General features: G+C 60.2%; 19 protein-coding genes. 17 read left to right on the forward strand and 2 right to left on the reverse strand.

All coding sequences use genetic code 11. From position 1 onward, the window contains the following. Positions 1–21: 21 nt before the first annotated feature. The 17 genes from ACR9ZN_RS29460 (at position 22) to ACR9ZN_RS29540 (ending at position 17,286) form a co-directional block, all read left to right on the forward strand. Positions 22–1,023: a phage major capsid protein gene (locus ACR9ZN_RS29460; protein WP_481273881.1), complete on the forward strand. Its 1,002-nt coding sequence runs from the start codon at positions 22–24 to the stop codon at positions 1,021–1,023. 11 nt (positions 1,024–1,034) lie between these two features. Further along, entirely contained in the window at positions 1,035–1,811 is a 777-nt protein-coding gene (locus ACR9ZN_RS29465; RefSeq protein WP_481273882.1) for a hypothetical protein, read from the forward strand. 72 nt (positions 1,812–1,883) lie between these two features. Then, positions 1,884–2,525 carry a hypothetical protein gene (locus ACR9ZN_RS29470; RefSeq protein WP_481273883.1) on the forward strand — a complete coding sequence of 214 codons (642 nt, stop codon included), beginning with the start codon at positions 1,884–1,886 and terminating at the stop codon, positions 2,523–2,525. Next, entirely contained in the window at positions 2,525–3,232 is a 708-nt protein-coding gene (locus tag ACR9ZN_RS29475; RefSeq protein ID WP_441771229.1) for a phage adaptor protein, read from the forward strand. Before ACR9ZN_RS29470 ends, ACR9ZN_RS29475 begins: the two co-directional genes overlap by 1 nt. Then, the gene (locus ACR9ZN_RS29480; protein ID WP_481273884.1) at positions 3,232–4,803 is read left to right on the forward strand and encodes a hypothetical protein; all 1,572 of its coding nucleotides are present in this window, start codon (positions 3,232–3,234) and stop codon (positions 4,801–4,803) included. The genes ACR9ZN_RS29475 and ACR9ZN_RS29480 overlap by 1 nt, the downstream gene beginning before the upstream one ends. Further along, positions 4,803–5,228, forward strand: a complete 426-nt coding sequence (locus tag ACR9ZN_RS29485; RefSeq protein ID WP_481273885.1) for a GNAT family N-acetyltransferase — start codon at positions 4,803–4,805, stop codon at positions 5,226–5,228. The genes ACR9ZN_RS29480 and ACR9ZN_RS29485 overlap by 1 nt, the downstream gene beginning before the upstream one ends. Continuing rightward, entirely contained in the window at positions 5,212–6,231 is a 1,020-nt protein-coding gene (locus ACR9ZN_RS29490; RefSeq protein ID WP_481273886.1) for a tail fiber domain-containing protein, read from the forward strand. The genes ACR9ZN_RS29485 and ACR9ZN_RS29490 overlap by 17 nt, the downstream gene beginning before the upstream one ends. After that, the gene (locus tag ACR9ZN_RS29495) at positions 6,231–6,584 is read left to right on the forward strand and encodes a hypothetical protein (RefSeq protein ID WP_481273887.1); all 354 of its coding nucleotides are present in this window, start codon (positions 6,231–6,233) and stop codon (positions 6,582–6,584) included. Before ACR9ZN_RS29490 ends, ACR9ZN_RS29495 begins: the two co-directional genes overlap by 1 nt. A gap of 10 nt (positions 6,585–6,594) precedes the next feature. Continuing rightward, positions 6,595–9,072 (forward strand): lysozyme family protein, encoded by a 2,478-nt coding sequence (locus ACR9ZN_RS29500; protein ID WP_481273888.1) that lies wholly within the window; start codon positions 6,595–6,597, stop codon positions 9,070–9,072. After that, the gene (locus ACR9ZN_RS29505; protein ID WP_481273889.1) at positions 9,072–11,120 is read left to right on the forward strand and encodes a hypothetical protein; all 2,049 of its coding nucleotides are present in this window, start codon (positions 9,072–9,074) and stop codon (positions 11,118–11,120) included. The genes ACR9ZN_RS29500 and ACR9ZN_RS29505 overlap by 1 nt, the downstream gene beginning before the upstream one ends. A gap of 828 nt (positions 11,121–11,948) precedes the next feature. Next, positions 11,949–13,619 carry a hypothetical protein gene (locus tag ACR9ZN_RS29510; RefSeq protein WP_481273890.1) on the forward strand — a complete coding sequence of 557 codons (1,671 nt, stop codon included), beginning with the start codon at positions 11,949–11,951 and terminating at the stop codon, positions 13,617–13,619. Between the two features lie 7 nt (positions 13,620–13,626). After that, positions 13,627–14,022: a hypothetical protein gene (locus tag ACR9ZN_RS29515; RefSeq protein ID WP_481273891.1), complete on the forward strand. Its 396-nt coding sequence runs from the start codon at positions 13,627–13,629 to the stop codon at positions 14,020–14,022. Between the two features lie 131 nt (positions 14,023–14,153). Further along, positions 14,154–14,678, forward strand: a complete 525-nt coding sequence (locus ACR9ZN_RS29520; protein ID WP_481273892.1) for a hypothetical protein — start codon at positions 14,154–14,156, stop codon at positions 14,676–14,678. Continuing rightward, positions 14,675–15,529 carry a hypothetical protein gene (locus ACR9ZN_RS29525; RefSeq protein WP_481273893.1) on the forward strand — a complete coding sequence of 285 codons (855 nt, stop codon included), beginning with the start codon at positions 14,675–14,677 and terminating at the stop codon, positions 15,527–15,529. Before ACR9ZN_RS29520 ends, ACR9ZN_RS29525 begins: the two co-directional genes overlap by 4 nt. Then, positions 15,526–15,840, forward strand: coding sequence for a hypothetical protein (locus tag ACR9ZN_RS29530; RefSeq protein ID WP_481273894.1), 315 nt, complete (start codon positions 15,526–15,528; stop codon positions 15,838–15,840). The genes ACR9ZN_RS29525 and ACR9ZN_RS29530 overlap by 4 nt, the downstream gene beginning before the upstream one ends. Before the next feature lie 109 nt (positions 15,841–15,949). Next, positions 15,950–16,372 (forward strand): hypothetical protein, encoded by a 423-nt coding sequence (locus ACR9ZN_RS29535; RefSeq protein ID WP_481273895.1) that lies wholly within the window; start codon positions 15,950–15,952, stop codon positions 16,370–16,372. 734 nt (positions 16,373–17,106) lie between these two features. Then, complete coding sequence (locus ACR9ZN_RS29540) at positions 17,107–17,286, forward strand: hypothetical protein (RefSeq protein ID WP_481273896.1); 180 nt, start codon at positions 17,107–17,109, stop codon at positions 17,284–17,286. A gap of 874 nt (positions 17,287–18,160) precedes the next feature. Here the strand turns inward: ACR9ZN_RS29540 and ACR9ZN_RS29545 are convergent. Together ACR9ZN_RS29545 and ACR9ZN_RS29550 are read right to left on the reverse strand one after the other, a co-directional pair. Next, positions 18,161–18,571 carry a hypothetical protein gene (locus tag ACR9ZN_RS29545; protein ID WP_481273897.1) on the reverse strand — a complete coding sequence of 137 codons (411 nt, stop codon included), beginning with the start codon at positions 18,569–18,571 and terminating at the stop codon, positions 18,161–18,163. Between the two features lie 216 nt (positions 18,572–18,787). Continuing rightward, complete coding sequence (locus tag ACR9ZN_RS29550; protein ID WP_481273898.1) at positions 18,788–19,321, reverse strand: hypothetical protein; 534 nt, start codon at positions 19,319–19,321, stop codon at positions 18,788–18,790. Between the last annotated feature and the right edge of the window lie 22 nt (positions 19,322–19,343).

Genomic DNA, 19,343 nt, shown 5'->3' on the forward strand with positions numbered 1-19,343 from the left:
TCATCATAAGGACATAGGCAGATGCCTGCACCTCTCGTCACTTCCGTTGACTGGGGCGATGTCGTCACGACCACCTTGGAGAACCGCTCCAAGAAGCTGTCGGACAACATCACCAACAACAACGCCTTGCTCGCCTACATGAAGGATAAGAGCCGCAAGCCCTTTTCCGGTGGCCGCGAGATCATCGAGGAACTGCGCTACGCGCAGAACCAGACGTTCATGTTCTATTCGGGCTACGAGTTCCTGAACATCACGCTCAACGACACCATGACCGCCGCGCGATTCCCCATCAAACAGGCATCGATTGCAGTCGTGATTTCCGGCCTGGAGCAGCTCCAGAATACCGGCGAAGAGCAGATGATCGACCTCATCGAAGCTCGCGTCGACGGCGCCGAAGATACTTTCTGGAACCAGATGTCTGCCGGCATCTATTCCGATGGTACCGGCTGGTCCGGCAAGCAGATCACCGGCCTTGCAGCCCTGATCTCCAAAGCGCCGACCACGGGCCTGATCGGCGGCATCGATCGCGCTGCAAATCCCTGGTGGCGCAACGTGTCGGTGAACGCGAACACCGATCCGCTGGGCGTGGTCACGTCGACCAACGTCGTCCAGTACATGAACAAGACCACGATCGGCCTGAAGCGCAATCAGGACGGCGTCAATCTGATCGTGGCCGACAACAACTATTACCTCGCCTATCTGAGCTCCCTGCAGAGCATCCAGCGCATCACGGATGGCGGCGGGGACAAGGTTGGCATGGGCTTCACCGGCCTCAAATACTACGGCGCCGGCAAGTCGGTCGATGTCATCCTCGACGGCGGCAAGAACGGCCAGATCCCCGTCAACACCATGTACTTCCTGAACACCGACTTCCTGAAATACCGCCCCCACACTCAGCGGAATTTCAAGGTGGTTGGCGGCAATCGCCAGAACGCCAATCAGGACGCCACGGTGCGGATCTACGCGTGGGCGGGCAACATGTCCGCTGACAACCTGTCCCTCCAGGGCGTGCTCTGGCAGTAAGGATCCTCACAATGACCATTGCATACCTCCAGTATGGGGGCATTGGCCCGCGTCTCTACGCGCCCGAAGGCCCTCTCGACATCACCGGCAAGTCCGGCCCCCTGCCGTCCTTCCGCGTTGGCGAAGTGGTCAGCGGCGATCAGGAAGCGGAGTTTGTGTTTCTCCTCTTCACTGTCGGCTCTGCCCCGCTCACCGTGAACCAGGGCGACCTGTTCCAGTGGGACAACAACGGCACCGCTGCGCAGCTCACCACGGCTGCCGGCGTTCGCGGCCAGTCTGTCGGTGCCTTCTATCTGGGCGGCCGGTATGGCGATCCCGCCGCCACTCCCTTCTCCTATGTGTTCCCGGCCACGGGCACCTATGGGATCTGGGTTCAGCGCTCGGGCGTCAGCCTGCTCAAGGCGGCTTCCGCCGCCGCTGCCGGCAACCTCGCAGAGACCACGGCAACGGCCGGCCAGGCCAATGCCCCGGCGTCGGCAACTGTCGGCTCCAAGCTCATCGTCGGCCTCTATCTGGCGCAAACCAATGTGGCGTTCACCGCGAACACCACCAACGGCTCGCCGACGCTGACGAATATCTCGAACATCGCCGGCCTCTATCCTGGTCAGACCGTGGCCGGCACCGGCATCCCCGGCTCCACCACGATTGCCTCGATCAACGGCAATCCCGGCAACTACACGATCACGCTGAGCGCCAATGCAACGGCGAATGGCACGGCGGTGGCGATCACTGCCAACGGCTATGTCGAGGCCTATTTCAAATGGCCGTACATCGACAAGACCAACTGATCAGGTTGGCTGATGACACCAGAGAGGCCCTTCGGGGCCTCTTTTCTTTTCCCATCAACAGGAAAAACCCCAATGAGCTATACCGACATGCTCGGCGATGCCGGCGACCCGATGATGACGATCGGTCACAACGGCCATGAGCAATGGATTGAAATGAATAGGGGCGTCACCCCCATCTTCTACATGGAGCCGGTCGAAAATCCCGCTGCGTCCGCAAAGGCTGGGCGCCCGATCTTCGATGAGATCGAGACCGTTCGAATCTTCGTCGCTGGCGACCCCTTCAATCAGATTTCTTCGCCGGTTACCGACCATTACCGGGAGCGCTTCGCTGAGGCCTACGGGAAGTGGAAGGCAGACCGCGAGAACGCCGACCAAATCACCGGCACCCCGCTCAGGCAGTGGCCATTGATGACGCCGGCCCGGCTCAAGGAATTCGAGGCCCTGGCCATCTTCAACGTGGAAGGACTGGCAGCCGTCGCCGATGCCCAGTTGTCCAAGCACCACGGCTTGCGTGAATGGCGCGACAAGGCGTCGGCATGGCTGAAGAACGCCGCGGACAACGCTTTCGCGATCGAAATGGCCGAAGAGAACCAGCGTCTCAAGGATGAAATGGCCACTCTCAAAAGCGATTTCGCTGAACTCTCGGCGCTCGTCAAATCCCAGTCTGACGACGAGCGCCGCGGGCCTGGTCGACCCAGGAAGGACGCTCCCTGATGTCCCTGCTGTCCATCGTCCAGAAGGCCGCCACGCGGATAGGGCTTTTGCCTCCGCAATCGGCTTTCAGCTCGCCAGATCCGACCATCCAGCAACTTGTGGCGTTCGCCCAGGACGCAGGCGACGATCTGCGCGAGCGCTGGACATGGCGCAATCTGAAATCGAGCAATGCCACCTTCACGGGCGATGGCGCAACCGCACAGTTCCCTTTGCCGGCGAACTTTGCGACGCTGTCGCCCTCCGATACCTTCATTTCCAGCAGCTATCCCACGCTGACGATGCCAGGCCCGGTCAACGAAGAGGATCTGTTGCGCCTCAAGGCGTTGCCGGTTTCGGTGCAGCCTTCCTGCTGGCGTTTGATCAACAACAAAATCGAGTTCTTCCCGGTTCTCGGCGTCGGAGAGGTAGCGACCTATGTCTATGCCACGGCGCCTTGGATCCTCGATCAGGACGGTGTGACGCGAAAGCTCGAATGGAGCGCCGACACCGATACCTCGATCATTCCCGAGCGCCTTATCATGCTCGGCACGATCTGGATGTGGAAGCGGTCCAAGGGTCTCGACTATGCGGAGGAATTCCGCAGCTATGAAGCATCCTTCGACACCAATGCCGGCCAGGAGAACACCGGGCGAGAAATCAGCACGACCCAACTCCTTGAGCCGGCGGATACGTGGTACCCCGGCATCATCAGCTATCCGGGGCCGTGATGAGGAAGCCGCTGCGCCCCGGCAATGGTCGGAATGTCATCTCTCGCCAGCACACCATCCCGGCCTCAACGAAGGGATGGGTTGCGAACGAGGCGATCAGCATGATGGACCCGCAAGCGGCTGTCGTGCTGGATAATTTCTTTCCCGACCCGGATGGCCTCCGCTGGCGCCCCGGTTCTCAGGTCTTCGCCACGACGCCGGAAACAACGCCGGTTGAAACCATCATGGTTTGGCAAGGCGGCAGCTCTACCAAGATGTTCGCCTGCGTCGGCAACAAGATCTACGACGTCACCAATGGCGGCAACGTCGCATCGGCCGCGGTCTCTGGACTGAGCAACAATCGCTGGCAGTGGCTGGAATTCTCCACGCCTGGCGGGCAATTTCTGGTGGCCGTCAACGGCTTCGATGCCCCGCGCTTTTATGATGGCACGAACTGGAGCACGTCGCCGGCAATCACCGGGCCGGCAAATCCGAACGCGCTCGTTCATGTCTGGGCTTCAAAACAGCGCCTCTGGTTTATCGAGAGCGGCACGGCTGACGCCTGGTATCTCGCCCCGAACGCCATTGGCGGCGCGGCGACGAAATTCCCGCTCGGCTCCTTGATGGTGAAAGGCGGTTCTCTGATCAGCGGCTGCACCTGGACGCATGATGCTGGCCAGGGACCGCAAGATTACTGCGTCTTCCTCTCATCCGAGGGAGAGGTTTTCGTCTATGCCGGCACCGACCCAGCCAGCAGTACCACATGGTCAATAGTGGCGCGCTTCGTTGTCGGCCGGCCGATCGGCAGGCGCTGCACGCTGAACATCGGCGCTGACGTGGTGTTGTTGTGCTCCGATGGTCTGATGCCGGGCTCGCAGGCGATCAATATCGATCGCGCCGCTGCAGCTCGAGCTGCCTTCACCTGGAACATCCAAAAGGCTTTCACAGACGCCTACGCCCTCTACGGCCAGAACTTCGGATGGCAGATCCTGAGCTATGCCAAGGGCAACATGGCGATCATCAACATACCGACCGCCGAGGGCGTGACCTCGATCCAGTATGTGATGAACGTGCTTACGGGTGCCTGGTGCCGGTATCTCGGGCTCAATGCCTCATCCTGGGGGATCCGGCGCGACGATCTGTTTTTCGGCGACGTCGCCGGCAAGGTGTTCCAGGCCGAAATCGGCAGTGCCGACAATAACACCGCGATCGCCGCGACATGGATCTCTGCTTTCAACGATCTGGGCATCAAAGGGCGCACGAAGTCGGCCCGCATGGCGCGCCCGGTATTCATCACGGATCCCGGCATCGCTGCCCAGGTGGCCGTCTGCGTCGACTATAACATTGTAGCGCCGACCGCCGCCCAATCGTCTCCGGTGCTGAGCGGGTCTCTCTGGGGTTCGGCACGGTGGGGCACGGCCCGCTGGGCGGCTCAAAACAATACGATGGCGAAGTGGGTTGCCGTGACCGGCGAAGGCTACCAGATGGCCGCGGCTGTCTCGATCAAGGCTTTGCCGGCAACGCCTAATGTCGGCGTGAACTGCAAGATCACTGAAATGAACGTCCTGTATGAGCCCGGCGGTTATTTCTGATGGAGATCGTCACGGGCTGCGATGTGGAAGTGGCCCGGTTGGTCGGCGATCTGATCGGCTTCACCTTGTCGCCGCCCTTCGTCTCGATCGGCGTTGCTCGAGGTGGTGATCTGATCGGTGGCGCGGTCTTCAATTGCTGGACCGGTTCCGACATTCACATGACGATCGCGGGCCCTGGCATCTTGTCCCGGCAGGTGATGAAGGCCCTGGCCCACTACGCTTTCGTGCAGGCCGGATGCCGGCGCGTTTCGATGACGGTTCGGGTCAGCAATCATCTCGTGCACCGTCTGGCCGGCCGTTGTGGCTTCAAGATCGAAGGCGTGAAGCGTCGCGGCTACGGCGATGAGGATGCCATCATTTACGGGCTGCTGCCCGAAGATTTTCCCTGGTTGAAATTAGAGGTGCAAAATGGGCGACGCGCCTGATCCACCCCCGGCACCGGATCCGGTCAAGACCGCGAATGCGCAAACTGGCCAGAACATCGCGAGCGCGATCGGCACGCAGCTGATCAACCAGACGAACCAGGTCACGCCGCAGGGCACCCTGAATTATTCGCAGACCGGCATGAACAAGTACCGGATGCAGGATGCGAATGGTGCTTGGCACGAGTATGAAATCCCGCAATTCACGGCGACGCAGACCTATTCGCCAGACCAGCAGAGGCTCTACGACCTCAGCAATCAGACCAAGCAGACGGTTGCTCAAATCGGCGTCGACCAGTCTAAGAGGATGGGCGATCTGCTGAACACGCCACTGGATCTGTCCGATTCCACGATCGATCAGCACCTCTACGACCTCTATTCGCCTCGCATCACCGATCAGCAAAACCGGCAGGGACAGGCTCTGCAGGCCCAGCTTGCGGCCCAGGGTGTCACGGCTGGCTCGGAGGCCTACAACAACGCCATAAAGCTGCAGGGTCAGGGCAACAGCGATCAGTGGAATCAGATGCTGCTCAACGGGCGCCAACAGGCCGTTCAGCAGATGGTGACGCAGCGCCAGGAGCCGATCAATGAACTGAACGCGCTCATGTCAGGCTCCCAGGTGACGAACCCCACCTATGGCCAGACGCCGAGTACGCAGATCAAACCCGCCGACTACGAGGGTGATGTCTACAATTCCTACAATGCCCAGCTCGGAGCTTACAACGCCCAGAACCAAGCGAATGCGGCCAGCATGGGTGGCATCTTCGGCACGCTCGGCAACATTGCCGGCATGGGCCTTGGCGGCTGGCTCCGGTCAGATCGCCGATTGAAACGCAATATCCGGCGCCTGGGCGCGCTCAGGAACGGCATTTCGTTCCATGCCTATGAGATCGGTGGCGCCCGTGAAATCGGCCTCCTGGCTCAGGAAGTCGAGCGTGTGAAGCCATGGGCGGTACGCGAGTTCGGCGGCGTCAAACACGTCAATTATGAACAGGCGGTGATGTGATGCCTATCGATCCCAGCTCTTCCTTTCAGATGTCCGCTGATCCCAACAAGCCTGTCGTGCGGCAGGTGCAGGATATGATTTTCGGAGGTCTGTTTGGCCCGGATTGGCGCACCAATGGTCAGCAGGCCACGCAGAGCGCGGGAGCCCAGAACGTCACCAATGCGATCTTGGGCGGCTCCTGGAGCCCGCAGCGCGGCATGGGGAGCATGATGGGATCCTCTCCCAGTTCGGCGCCGCGTGGGACGTGGAACCCGGCCGCCCAAGGGGCGCAACAGTCAGGTTTCCGGGCGAACCCCAACTATCTCGACGACAATCGCACCCATGGCGGCGTGGGCGGCGGCTCCCACCTCTGAGGGGTAGACCATGGCTCTTTCGTTCATTTCCGGCCCGTCGCCCGAAGAGGCCGCCCAGGCCGGCGCGCTCTCGCCCGAGGCATTGGAGCGTCGGCGCATGCTCGCCATGGCCTTGATGAAGCAGGGTTCGGACAGTTCCCCGATCCAATCCCCTTGGCAGGGCGTGGCCCGCGTCACGGATGCTTTGTCCGGCACGCTTCAGAACTATTGGGCCGATACCGACGAGAAGAACGCGCGCAATGCGAGTTCTCAGCGCACCTCATCTTTGCTCGGCGGCTTGCTGGGCGGCGGGGCGGGGCCTCAGGCCGCAGTGACCGCCCCGAGCGCGGGCAACGGTGGGGCGTCTTCTTCTCCCTCGGGCGGTAGGGTCACGCAGGCGGCGAACTCCAGCCTTTCACCGGCGCAGCGCGCGCTGCTCGATACCATCGCCGGTACCGAAAGCCCGGATTACAATACGATTTATGGCGGCAAGAAGTTTGACAGCTATGCCGCGCACCCCGGCGTCGCCGTGCCGATCGGCAGCGGGCCGAACGCTGGTAAGACCTCATCGGCGGCCGGCCGCTATCAGTTCCTCGGTTCGACTTGGAATTCCCAGGCCAAAAAGCTGGGGCTCGCTGACTTTTCGCCGGCCAATCAGGATCTAGCCGCTTGGGATCTGGCGGCTACGACCTACAAGGGCAAGACCGGCCGCGATCTGACGGCCGACCTGAGCGACCCTAACCAGGCTGGCGCGATTGGTTCGGCGTTGTCTGGTGTCTGGACGAGCCTTCCCGGCGGCATCGAGGCAGGCACCAACCAGAACCGTTTTGCCCAGGCCTATGCGAGTAATCTAGGCCGCTATGGCAATGGTGCTGTTGCTGCCGCGCCCCAGGCTGCGCCGGCCCCTGTACAGGTCGCCTCTGCCGATCCCAGCTTTGTGCCGGCATCCGCTGGTGCTGCCGGCCGGCCCGCGAGCCCCTTCACGCCTAGCGCAGACCTGAAGCAGGGCAATTTCAAGCCCGGCTCGCTCACGCCTGACCAGGCGAAGACCTACGCGAACAATGGCTACAATGTCCCGAACGAGGCGATCAACTGGGGGCAGGAAGCCGCGCCGGCAGCGCCATCTGCGGGAAATCCGCAGACAGCACCCGCGCCGCAATCGGGCGCTGCTGCCGTCACCAATGCCATCGCCTCTGCTCCCCAGCAGGTTGCCCAGGCAGCGGCCAATCTCTCCCCGGGTGGGCAGGCGGTGGCGAATGCGATGAGCCCACCCCCGGCCTCTGCCGCTCAGGGCAGTCTCTCGCCTCAGCAGCTCCAGCAGTTCTCCGCGGTGCTCAATGACCCCTTTGCCTCGCCTGCTGACAAGCAGCTTGTCGCCGGCATCATCCAGCAGCGCATGAAGCCGAATGAATACGGATTTCAGAGCCTGCCGGACGGCACAATTCTGCGCACCGATCCGCGCACCGGCACGGTGGCACCGATCTATCAGGCCACGCCGAAGCCGATGCAGGTGGGTGACAGGCTGGTCATGCCGGATGGGAAAGTCGTGGCCGACTTCTCGGCACCGCCGACCGCGACTGTCGGGAATAACATCGTCAATACCAAGACCGGGCAAGTCGTCTTTCAGGCGCCTCCGAACCAGGAATACAAGGAGTTGAACGGGCGCGCGCTTGCCTTTGATCCGCGCAGCGGCGGCGCTCGCGATGTCACGCCAGACGGGGTTCCTTCGGGCTACCGCCCTGCTACCGATCAGGAGCGCGCGCAGTATGGCATCGCCCCTGGCATGCCTCTCTACTTCGGCCCCGATGGCAAGCCCGCCAGCCTTGGCCCGCAGACTTCAGTCAGCATCCAGGGCGGCGAAAGCCAGTTCGACAAGACCGTTGGCGAGGGCCAGGGCAAGATGTTTCTCGGGCTCGCTGAGGATGGTCCGCAGGCCAAGGCCGATCTGGGCAACATCGCCAATCTGCGCAAGGCGATTGCCACGCTGCCGGGCGGTTTCCTCGGCGGTGCCCAGGCCATTGCGAACCAGTACGGCATCAAGCTGGGCGAGAACGCCGGCAACCTCGAATATGCCAACGCCATCCTGTCGAAACTCACGCCGGCCCAGCGGCAGGGCATGCCGGGCGCTGCGTCCGATCGCGACGTGCAGATGTTCCGCGATGCCCTGCCCAAGCTGTCGAACACCCCAGAAGGCAACGCGCTGATCATGGACACGATGGAAGCCCTGGCGCAGCAGCGGCTTGAACAGGCCCGCATCGCGACGCTGGTCACCACCAACCAGATGAACCGGCAGGAAGGCATGAAGCAATTGCAATCTCTGCCGGATCCGTTCGCTGCCCTGAAGGCGGCGACAGGGCCCCAGGAGGCACCGAAGCAGGGCGGCGTTGTTCCGACCGCACAGGCCACGCAGGCACCTCCTGGCGCCCCGCAGCCTGGTACGGTTGAAGGCGGCTTTCGTTTCAAGGGCGGTGACCCGAGCAAGCCTGAAAGCTGGGAAAAGGTGCAGTAATGGCCGGACCTTGGGAAAAATATGCTGCGCCCGTTGAAGCCACTCCGGCAGACGTGCCGCCATGGGCGAAATATGCAGCGCCTGCCCCCACACCGTCCATCGACGCCGCGCAGATAGCCGAGACCATCAATCGTCAGTTTGCGCCTCATGCAGCGTCGGGGCGTCAGGATGACGATAGCGCCCTGCATCGGTTCGCGACGAGAGGGGCGCTGGCCGCCGGTAATACTGGCATTCAGCAGGGCATGACGCTCGGCTTCGGCGATGAGCTGATGGCCGGCGCCCTGTCTCCGATCGAGGCGCTGAAGGGGGCTATCACGGGCGAAGACGCTGACAAGGGCTTTGGCCAGCGTATGGCAGATGCCTATGGCCGCGCCCTCGATCGCGAGCGCGGCACGCTCCACCAGGCTGAAGCCGATCACCCCATTGCAACCGGTGCCGGCAATCTCGCTGGCGGCCTAATGCTCGGCGGCAAGGCCCAGGAGGCAGGCCTAACCTTGCTCAAGGGTGCGCCCAGCATCTGGAAAGGAGCGGCCGAAGGGGCCGGCTATGGTGCTCTCCAGGGATTTGGATCCGGTGAGGGGGGCGCCGAAAATCGGCTGTCGAGCACATTGGAAGGCGCAAGGGTGGGGGGTGCTGCAGGCGGTGCTATTGGCGCGGCCAGCAAGACAATTCCTGTCATCACCAATTATATCAAGGCCTTCCGCGATCCCGAAATCGGCACTTTGTCGAAGCCGGCTCTCGATTATGCACGCCGCAATATCTCGCCGGATCTCCTGCAATCTGCCCAGGGGCTTGGCCCGCTGGGAACGCTGGCAGATGTTTCGCCCGAATGGCTCGGGGTGGCACGCGGTGCCGCCTCGGTTCCGGACAGCCGCGGTGCCGTGGTTGACGCGTTGCTGCAACGTGGCAGGGGCGCCAATGCGCGTCTCGCGGGCGATCTTGACAATGCCCTTGGCCCTCGCGTCATCCCATCTGAGGTTGAAGCCGGCCTGAAGGCGCAGCGTCAGGCTCTCAGCCCCGTTTATGAAAAGGCCTTCGAGGGCGCGAAAGCGGTGGATACGGCTCCGCTTGCCCAGAAGCTTGACACGGCGATTGTCGATCTTCGAGGAGATGCGCGAGCGGCGGCTGAGCGTGTTCGTGGAATGTTGAACGTCCACGGCACCGGCGCCCTTGACCCCAATCCACGCTCATTGATGGAGACCCGGAAGGCTATTGATGGCCTACTGAATTCGACGCAGGACAGCAACGTCCGGCGCGTCCTTTCCGAGGCGCGCAAGTCTGTTGACGAAAGCTTGACTGCCAGCGTCCCCGGCATCAAGGCGGCTGATGCTGCCTATGCAGATCTGATGAGCCAATCGAATGCCCTGGAGCGCGGCCAGCAGGTTCTTGGCAATGGCCCTAGCGCCATTCGGCCGGAAGAGTTGGCAAAGGAGAGCGGCGCTTTTGCTGTTGGCGGGAATGGCCCCTCGCTGGCACCGCAGAGACTTGCCCAAGGAGCACGGGCGGAGATCGATCGTGTTGTTGGCACGAATGCCAATGATCCTGTTGCCTGGAATCGCCTGATGCGTGGTGACGGCGACTGGAACCGTGAAAAGCTTGGTTCGCTCTTTGGTCGGGACAATGCCGATGCGGTTCTAGCGGCCGGTGATCGCGAGGCTGTTTTCAACGCCACTCGCAACCGTGTGGAAAATGGCTCTGATACCGGGATGACGCAGGGCTTTCGTGAAGCGATGAAGGGGCTGGAGAAGCCGGCCGATCTCCCCCCGAACGTGACCACCCTTGGCTTGTTGGGCTGGGCCGGGAAAAAGGGGCTAGATATGGTTCGCAGTCGGAGCGGCGAGAAAGCTGCTGCTGATTTTGCGAGCCAGCTTGGGCGCCTATCGGTATCTCAGGGCGATGCTCGCGACCGTGTCGTCAATGCCCTGATCAACTACCAGGCCGGCAAGACCAACCCGCAACTCTCCCCTGGGATGCGCGCGGTGGTGAATGCTCTGATCCAACAGAGCGGCATGGAGGCGAGGGCTATAGGCCCAGCTTGGTCACAATAAAATGCGCGATAGCTTGGTCATAGGGTTGTAGGGCAGGGTTGATGAATCTGGCCACCAGCCAGCCAACCATCAGAGCAGCAACCAGGGATAGGACCCACGGAATCGCGTTCGGCCCGAAAAATGGTTCTTTGGGGTCTGTGTCGGATTTGGTTTGGCGCATCCCACCTCAATATCACAGTGCTAAGTTCCCTGCACTCGCCAGGCACTACTGTGTATCTAGGGGGGTGGCCACCACGTCGACGCAAGCTAAAACAACGATTGTAATTCTATTCATCTAAAACACCCCTGGAAAAGCTGCGCGAAGTGCCCAAAAAATTACTGTAATTGGCCATATGGTAGCAAGAAACGCGTCAAGCGTAAGATTTATCAATATTTTGACGAATGGGGAGGCTCTGCCTTGCCATGTATCCACAACCAACAGGATATAGGTTATCGGGCCGCCTAGCGCCCAAACAATACCAAATACGCTGCTAAAAATTGTATTCAGCGCTGACTTCATTCTAGCCCCCAGGCGGTCATGAGCGGAGTCTGGACCCCGCTCAGAATATTTTAATCGTCATCCCCACCTTGACGCCGATCCGCGGCACGATCGCCGCACGAGGACCCGTCCTTAGCTTGCTGCCAGGAATGATCGCAGCTGCCGGCGAAGGCCGGTGCAACTGCAAATGAGAACATCGCCGCGACTAACGCGGCGAACACAATCTTGATCATCGAGATGGCCCCCTGATCCGCACCACTGCGGATACCTCTTTCGAACTACATTCACCGTGACCGTCCCGTGAAATCCAGCCCGCCCTAAGTGGCGGGTTTTACTTTGGAGAATGCCCGATGCCTCGTAACGGCTCTGGAACCTACATTCAGCCGGCCGGCACCGCTGGTGTTGACGGTGAGGTTATCTATGCCACGCCGTACAACAACCTGGTTGCCGACATTGGGAACGAGCTGACGAACTCGGTGAACGTTTCCGGCACGAAGGCGATGAACGCCGCGCTGCCCATGGGCAACAACAGGATCACGTTGCTTGCCAATCCCACGGGTGCCCAGGACGCAGCAACGAAGAGCTATGTGGACGGGCAGATTTCCGGCAGCGCCACGACCTTCATAGGTGGCACCACGACCGGGACGGCCAGCGCCCAGGTTCTTGCCAGCGTCAGCCCGAACACCTTCACGCTGACGGCGGGCTATCGCATCGTTTTCACGCCCGGTTTTACGCCGACCGGCGCGACTACGCTCGCGATCACGGCGCCCGTGATCGCGGCCAAGAACATTATGAAACTGAGCCCGCTTGGCCTTCTGCCGTTGGCGGGTGGCGAAATGGTCGCTGGTCAGGAAACCGAAGTTCTCTATGACGGGACGCAATATATCCTGCTGCAGAATGTGGCCGCAGAGACCGGCCCGCGAACCTCTCTCGTATCGGCCGCCACGACCGATCTTGGCACGATCCCCAGCCGCAACATCGGCGTCACCGGCACCACCACGATCACCTCGTTTGGCTCGGCCGCGAGCACGGCGTTCCCGCTGTATTTCCTGACCTTCGCGGGTGCCCTGACGCTGACCTACAACGCCACGTCGCTGATCTTGCCAGGCGCGGCGAATATCCTGACCAGGGCGGGCGACACAGCCATTGCGCTCTATCTTGGAAGCGGCAATTGGCAGGTGGTTACGTATCAGCGGGCGTCGCTCCTTCTGACCGGCATTGAGGTCCCGAAGCGCCAGACCGTGCTGCAAGGTCCGATGGACGCCAATGGGTTGCCGACCTTCTTCCCTGCGACCTCAGCAAACCTCACGCTGACAATGCAGAATGTGAGCCCGTCCACCCAACTCATCGCAACGATCGCTCAGAGCTTCGGCGCCCAGGGGCAGCAAGATCTGGTTGTCGTGGTCAACAGCAACCTCGCTGTCACCGCGAACGCGTCGGCCACCAACTTCATTTGGCTTGATGATACCGGGGTCCTAGGGGCCTCGACGCTGGCGCCTATCTACCAGTACGGCGGCACAGCCAGCGTGGCATCTGGGCAGCACACCTATATCATCGGCCAGGGCCAAATGTACGTCGGCAACGGCTCGGTCGCGGCGCCGACCAATCGCGTCTTCATCGGTGAGGCAATTGCCAGCGGCAGCGCGATCACGTCGACGGTGGCCTATGCCTATCAGAGAATATTCCAGTACACCGATACGGCTTCGCTGCCTGGGTCGGGAACGAAGGTTTCCAAGAACCACAATTTCGGGACATCAGTCGGCGTTACCGGGGTGGTGGGTATTGTCTGCGTGACCGCCGAGTTCGGCTATGCGGTGGGCGACATCGTATATTGCGCCGTGCAGGAATCGGGCTCCGGCCCATTTTGGTTCAGCACCGCCGCCGTCATAGCGAGAAACTCGTTCTACTTCACCACCGCTAATTTTTCGCCATGGCTACTGCAGCACGCAACGACCGGCGCGGGCTCAACCCTAACTGCAGCCAACTGGCGCTACATCATGATCGCAACAAGCACTTGGTGAGGCTCGAATGTGGATCGATACGAAGACGGGTGAGATCTATCTTGGCGATTGTCAGCCGGGAGACCGGGACGCAACCTCCGACGAAATCGCCGCATGGGAAGGGTGCAAGGCCACCCCCGAGGCGGTACGCGCCGAATGTGCCCGGCGCATCTATGCCGTAGCCTCCCAGGCTACCCAATCCAATCTCAACGGCTATATCAATCTCCTGAACGCCAAGGTTCTGCATCAGGGGTCGCTGACAGACGCCGAGACGGCCGATCTAGTCACATTTGCCTCGGCAATGGGCTGGATCAACGCCATGCGCGGTGCGTGTCCAGGCCTGATCGGCAACACTGCCTACCAAGACGACAGCAACTGGCCGACCCTCTCCCCTGAACTTGCGGCGTTTGCAGCCCGGTTCTGACCCTCCCGACATTTTGGTGAACTCATGAACAGGATCCTGCTTTGCGGGCCGCTGGCTCTCGCCCTTTGCGGCTGCGCCACCCGTCAGCCTGAAGCGCCCAATTGGGCCGCGGTCTCCAAGGAGATCCGCAAATGGTGAGCCTGCTGCTGGTGGTGTTGGCCTTCGCCGTGCTGAACCATATCCGCGGCGGCGGCGGGCTGTTCGGCGCGCGTGTGGTCGCGGCGCTCCAGCGCATCCCTGGTAACGGGGATATCACCGCTGCGCCTTTCGTCGCCCTGCTGGCATGGCTGGCAGGCTTCCCCGCGCTCGCGGCTCTCCTCTTCGCTCTGTGCTGGCTGTGTTGGTCCACACCCGCCCATGGCTTCCTGCAGGGCTTGGGGCGTGGTCCTGGGCCGATCGATGTCCGGCAACCCAGCTGGTACGAGGCGCTGTTCATCCGCTGGAGCTACGGCAATCCCTACCTAGCCTTCAGCTACCGCACCACGCTCTTCCTGATCCCGATGGCCTTCTGCTTCGGCTGGCCCTGGATCTTGCTCGGGCCGCTGCAGGTGGCCGCCTACGAAATCGGCTGGCGGCTCCGAAGTCCCGGTATCGCAATCGGTGAATTGATCACAGGCGCTCTTTGGGGCGCCTTTCTTTTTGGAGCCTCGGCATGAAAATTGACCGCGTAGCCTTCTTCTCCCACGCCAAACCGATCTTCGGTGGCTCCTATGATCAAGGGCAGGTCGACGGCCTGAATCGCATTCTCGACGAATGGGAGAGGCGCTTGCTCACCGACGCCCGCTGGCTGGCCTACATGCTCGCTACCGTCAAATGGGAGACGGCCAACGAGATGCAGCCCATTCGAGAGAAGGGCGGAGAAAAGTACCTCAAATCCAAGAAGTACTATCCGTGGGTTGGCGAGGGCCTCGTGCAGGTGACGTGGGAGACCAATCACCGCAAGTTCGGAGCCACGGCACCCGGCCAGCTTCTGACCTGGCCCAAGGCGCTCCCCGCGCTCTTTGACGGCACGATCAAGGGCATGTTCACCGGCAAGAAGCTGGCTGATTATTTCAACGTCAAGGTCACCGACTGGCAGCAGGCCCGGCGCATCATCAACGGCATGGACAAGGCCGACGCTATCGCCACCATCGCCAAGCAGTTCTATGCGGCGATCCTGGCCAGCACCGAGCCCGACACGGCAACTGTCGTTGTTCCCGCCCCCGAACCTGAGCCCGCCCCACCGGCCAAGCAGCCGGTGAACTGGGCCGGTGCCGGCGCTGCCGTAGGCGGCACGATCGTTGCGGCTCAAGCTGGCGTACAAGCCGTCAACTCGACTGTGACCACTGTGCGCGATACCGCCACGCAGGCCGTCGAGACCGTGACCACCATTCGTGAAACCTCGCAGGGGTTGGCCGCCTGGATGCCGTCGCCCTCGATCATGGTCGCTGTCGGCATCGTGATCGTGGCTATCGGGCTCGCCACCATCTACTTGCGGCACAAGATTGCGAAGGAGCAGGGCGTATGACCTGGCTCCTCTGGCTCCTCTCCCTCCGCAAGGAGATCTCGCCGCGGGGCTGGCTCATCATCGCCGCCATCGTCGCCGCCGTGGCGGCCGCCCTCTACTTCCGTCAGCACTTCATCAACCAGGGCGCCAGCAACGCTACCAGCGCCATCGAGAGGGCGAACAATGTCACGAACCAGAACGCCGACCAGGCAGAGGCGGATTACTACCAGCGCTTTGATCAGTGCCGCTCTGCTGGCGGTAGCTGGGATCGGGCTAACCGGGTGTGCCTCACCGGTCCCGGTGACAATGCCGTGCGGCGTGATCCGCGATAGCCTGATCGGTGTCACCCCCAACTCAAGCGAAGGAGAGCGCCGGCTTGGCGCGCATTATGAGCGCGGCCGGGCCGCAGGGTGTTGGAAGTGAGCGATGGAGGAGAAGCCAATGCAGACGCCATCATGGTTCAAGCCACAGGTTGATATCGGCAGTCTCATTGCCGTGGTTGGTGTCGCCGTTGCCATGGTCACCAACTACAACACTCTGCAGAACAATCAGGACAAGGTGAAAATCTGGCAAGAGACTCTGGAAAAGCAGATCGCCGAGCGGCGTGTCATGATTGATGCACGGTTCTCCGCGCTAGAGGCCAAAGTCGCGCCGATCGAGGCGGTTCAGTTCCGTCTTGGAAAGCAGGAAGCCGATATCGTCGCGGCCAACGCGCGCATAGATCGCATTGTAGATTCGTTCTCAGAGCAATTGAAAGAGCTGCGCAAGGACGTGAATGCTGTAGGCACAAAGGTTGAAGTGCTCACCCGATCACTCGAGGATCAGAACCGGGTGAACCGGCCGGTGACGAGTGGGCCGCGCTAATTAATCCTCACTCTGACAGCGACGCATTCACTCTCCTGAACCGGATGAGGAACGAAGGAAAGCTCCCTTGCTGTTGCTAGAGAAGCCGCCAATTCAACCCCTCCTCCTTCTTCGAGAAGGCAAGCGGAAGACTCTCTATTTTTTTTAATACTCGCGCCGTTGAGGTGTTGCCATAGCTAATTCATTATTTGTTCACATGGAGAGCATCGAGGATGGAGAGAGCGATGGAGTGCTATTTGCGTGCGTAAGAGTAATTTACTGAAATAGGTGATATCGACGTTATCGAGCGCAGTTTCGCATGCCATATACGTTTGCGCGACACTTACGACGTCGACTAGCGTTGAGTGCCATTGGGAGCGGTACGTGCACTGTCGCACTTGCTGCGACATTTTTACCGCATATTTGTCAAATAGGAGTTTGCGGAACAGCTAGCGTCATTACAGCGTTTGACACGGCGGGGAATCCTGTTCATAGCTCTAGCACGGTCTAGGCTGGTTTCGCCGTCAAGGACCATCGTTAGCATTAAGTCAATCGTTTTCTTGCTATTGACATAATGCTCACCATATTATGGGGGAGCGCGTCGCTGGATGTCCATCGGCGCATAACTGGGCAGATATCAACGACTGGCGTGGTGGCATGCTGGTCTGAAATTGCTGCCTGTAACGGAGGCTATTGTGTCGCACGAAAATAGGAACGGGCTCCTTGAATGCCTAGCTTCCGATCACGGAAGCGACTTGGCTGACGTGAAGTTTTTTCGTGGGCTGCGTAATGACGTCATTACGGCAGAGGAAATTTGTAAGCAGGCGCACTCGGCAATTATGCAGGAGAAGTTAGGGCAAGCGCATATTTCGCGCGATGCGCCGCGCAGCACTTTTCCTGTTCGCGATGTGCAAGAATTCGTGAATTCCCTCTAGAAAAATCTTTAGCAAAGCCGCAAAAGAGCCTAGGTTGATTCCTTAGGCTCTTTTTTTTGTGCGAGTAAGCATGCTGCTAACACGTATGATCCAACACTTCTCTGCAGTTAAGACTCTTCCTGTTGATGTAAATGATGTCAGGGATTTCTTAATCGCGAATGGAGTGCAGGACGAGATCACGTTTGTTGGCGTCGAGTTCGATCCTCAAGTCATGTTAGGTCAGTTTAAGAGATTTCGACGCCAAACTGGCGTTTACGGCGAGACGTTGAATTGCGCAAACGTTTACTATCATATTGGAGCCGATGCGAGTTGGCAGCGCTTTATCACTTGTAAAGAATTAGTGCACCTAGCAAACCCGGAAGAGGCTAAATCCTCCTCTAGAGAATCGATCGTAGAGTTGGTTGACAAGATTGGTCTCCCCCGGGAATGCAGGACGCGCCCAATGATGGCTGGGCGACTAATGTAGATAGGCTCGCAGAATATGTTGCTATCGCGCTCTTGTTGCCTCTTGAGGCTCGCAACATTCTTGCAACAGCGATAGCGGATGAGGGTGTTCCGATCACTGAAGCAGACGTTCCTCGCATTGCAGATATCCCTCCACGCTATGCGACGATCGCAATGCGCGAATGGTGGCCTACATCAGTTCAACAACTGACTAACATGGGTATATAGGGGATCCCTCAAGAGATTCGCTAAAGGCCTACGATACCGGCTGACGCTACTAGAGCGGGTCAAGGATGCTGGGTTCGTTATAGGCCGGCGAATTCACCTTGGTGGAGATCGGCCACATGTCCATGAGATTTGACGGATACGGGACCATCAGGTCGGCTGGATCTGGTTCGATATTGTCACGCGAACCGGGCTTGATCCTCAATCACATTGGGAACTGCTCAACGTAAGTCCCGAACTTGGCGCACATCGTATCAATTTCCGCCTGCTTATTGCCATCGGTTCCTAAAATAATCGGTGAAAATACAGTAGGATTACCCGGCGGACCCTCAAGAATTCCAAAGTACGGCTCCATTCTTGATGGTGTTCCAAGCCTATTCGTGCCGTTGACCAAGCCGCATACGTAGACCCATTTGCCGTCACTCGACGCGTGCATCCGCCCATATGTTGCAGACGCGGCGCCTTTGAGGGATTTGAGGAGATCTCGTTTGACTATTTCGATTTCCGCATTGCTAAGAGATACAAGATTTCTATTCGGCGGCGCGCTCGTGTCATGCGTTGCGACGCACGAACAAAGCAAAACAGCGCTGAGTGTCGCGCACAGCCTCGAATACATGCTAGCTCCTATTGCAAAAATCGAACTCGAAACACTCTAATTTAGACCGCGACTAGTGCCCAAGCCTTCGGCAGGCGGATGGCAAAGTCAATGCTGGCATGCAGTTGGTTCGCGAAGACCTGGCTAGGCCGTGGAAGGCAGGGGCTGCAGCGCGGGAAGAACGGCGGCTGTGGTGGTGTGGGCCGACCAATTGAGCCTCACCGGCGGATATCACAACTACAGGCGAGGGGTGCTCCACTTGGACTTGCCGCCTTTCCTTCGCTGTGGCTTGGCGGCCTCCGCGCGCGCTCGCCGCCGTTCTTCACGAACATCGTCGAGCCGTCGCAAGCCCTTATCGAATAAGTTCTCGGCATTGCGCTGAATTGTTTTCTGGCCCGCCATTTGGGCAGCGATAATGCGCAGGCTTGCTTGGCGAATATCCATGTGAGTGTCGATCGTGGACGCGTAACCATCCGCCCACCAGCGTTCCCTATCCTTTTGTGACCAGCTCTCCATCCGCTCCCGATCGGCCCTATTGCCATCGATGGCGTTGGAGATGTCCCAGGAGGAGGGGAGGAGGCCGTGGGCCTTTTGATAGGCCTGGGCAGCCTCGATGCATCCGACCATGTCGCCGTAGATCTCGTATGGCCGACCGCCGCCAGCGACTACCCGCAGGAAGTTGATCGCGAATTCCCTGAGCGTCTTCTCGACTTCCTCCGAAGCCGCGTTCCGGGCCAGGTCTTTCTCCGAATTTTCGATGACCAATTTCATGGAAACGACCCCGCCTGACGCT

It is taken from the genome of Labrys sp. HAY1-8F, from assembly GCF_056754975.1.

Coding starts and splice junctions, on each gene's coding strand:
- ACR9ZN_RS29460 (WP_481273881.1), top strand. CDS start 22: ATGCCTGCACCTCTCGTCACTTCCGTTGACTGGGGCGATGTCGTCACG.
- ACR9ZN_RS29465 (WP_481273882.1), top strand. CDS start 1,035: ATGACCATTGCATACCTCCAGTATGGGGGCATTGGCCCGCGTCTCTAC.
- ACR9ZN_RS29470 (WP_481273883.1), top strand. CDS start 1,884: ATGAGCTATACCGACATGCTCGGCGATGCCGGCGACCCGATGATGACG.
- ACR9ZN_RS29475 (WP_441771229.1), top strand. CDS start 2,525: ATGTCCCTGCTGTCCATCGTCCAGAAGGCCGCCACGCGGATAGGGCTT.
- ACR9ZN_RS29480 (WP_481273884.1), top strand. CDS start 3,232: ATGAGGAAGCCGCTGCGCCCCGGCAATGGTCGGAATGTCATCTCTCGC.
- ACR9ZN_RS29485 (WP_481273885.1), top strand. CDS start 4,803: ATGGAGATCGTCACGGGCTGCGATGTGGAAGTGGCCCGGTTGGTCGGC.
- ACR9ZN_RS29490 (WP_481273886.1), top strand. CDS start 5,212: ATGGGCGACGCGCCTGATCCACCCCCGGCACCGGATCCGGTCAAGACC.
- ACR9ZN_RS29495 (WP_481273887.1), top strand. CDS start 6,231: ATGCCTATCGATCCCAGCTCTTCCTTTCAGATGTCCGCTGATCCCAAC.
- ACR9ZN_RS29500 (WP_481273888.1), top strand. CDS start 6,595: ATGGCTCTTTCGTTCATTTCCGGCCCGTCGCCCGAAGAGGCCGCCCAG.
- ACR9ZN_RS29505 (WP_481273889.1), top strand. CDS start 9,072: ATGGCCGGACCTTGGGAAAAATATGCTGCGCCCGTTGAAGCCACTCCG.
- ACR9ZN_RS29510 (WP_481273890.1), top strand. CDS start 11,949: ATGCCTCGTAACGGCTCTGGAACCTACATTCAGCCGGCCGGCACCGCT.
- ACR9ZN_RS29515 (WP_481273891.1), top strand. CDS start 13,627: ATGTGGATCGATACGAAGACGGGTGAGATCTATCTTGGCGATTGTCAG.
- ACR9ZN_RS29520 (WP_481273892.1), top strand. CDS start 14,154: ATGGTGAGCCTGCTGCTGGTGGTGTTGGCCTTCGCCGTGCTGAACCAT.
- ACR9ZN_RS29525 (WP_481273893.1), top strand. CDS start 14,675: ATGAAAATTGACCGCGTAGCCTTCTTCTCCCACGCCAAACCGATCTTC.
- ACR9ZN_RS29530 (WP_481273894.1), top strand. CDS start 15,526: ATGACCTGGCTCCTCTGGCTCCTCTCCCTCCGCAAGGAGATCTCGCCG.
- ACR9ZN_RS29535 (WP_481273895.1), top strand. CDS start 15,950: ATGCAGACGCCATCATGGTTCAAGCCACAGGTTGATATCGGCAGTCTC.
- ACR9ZN_RS29545 (WP_481273897.1), bottom strand. CDS start 18,571: ATGTATTCGAGGCTGTGCGCGACACTCAGCGCTGTTTTGCTTTGTTCG.
- ACR9ZN_RS29550 (WP_481273898.1), bottom strand. CDS start 19,321: ATGAAATTGGTCATCGAAAATTCGGAGAAAGACCTGGCCCGGAACGCG.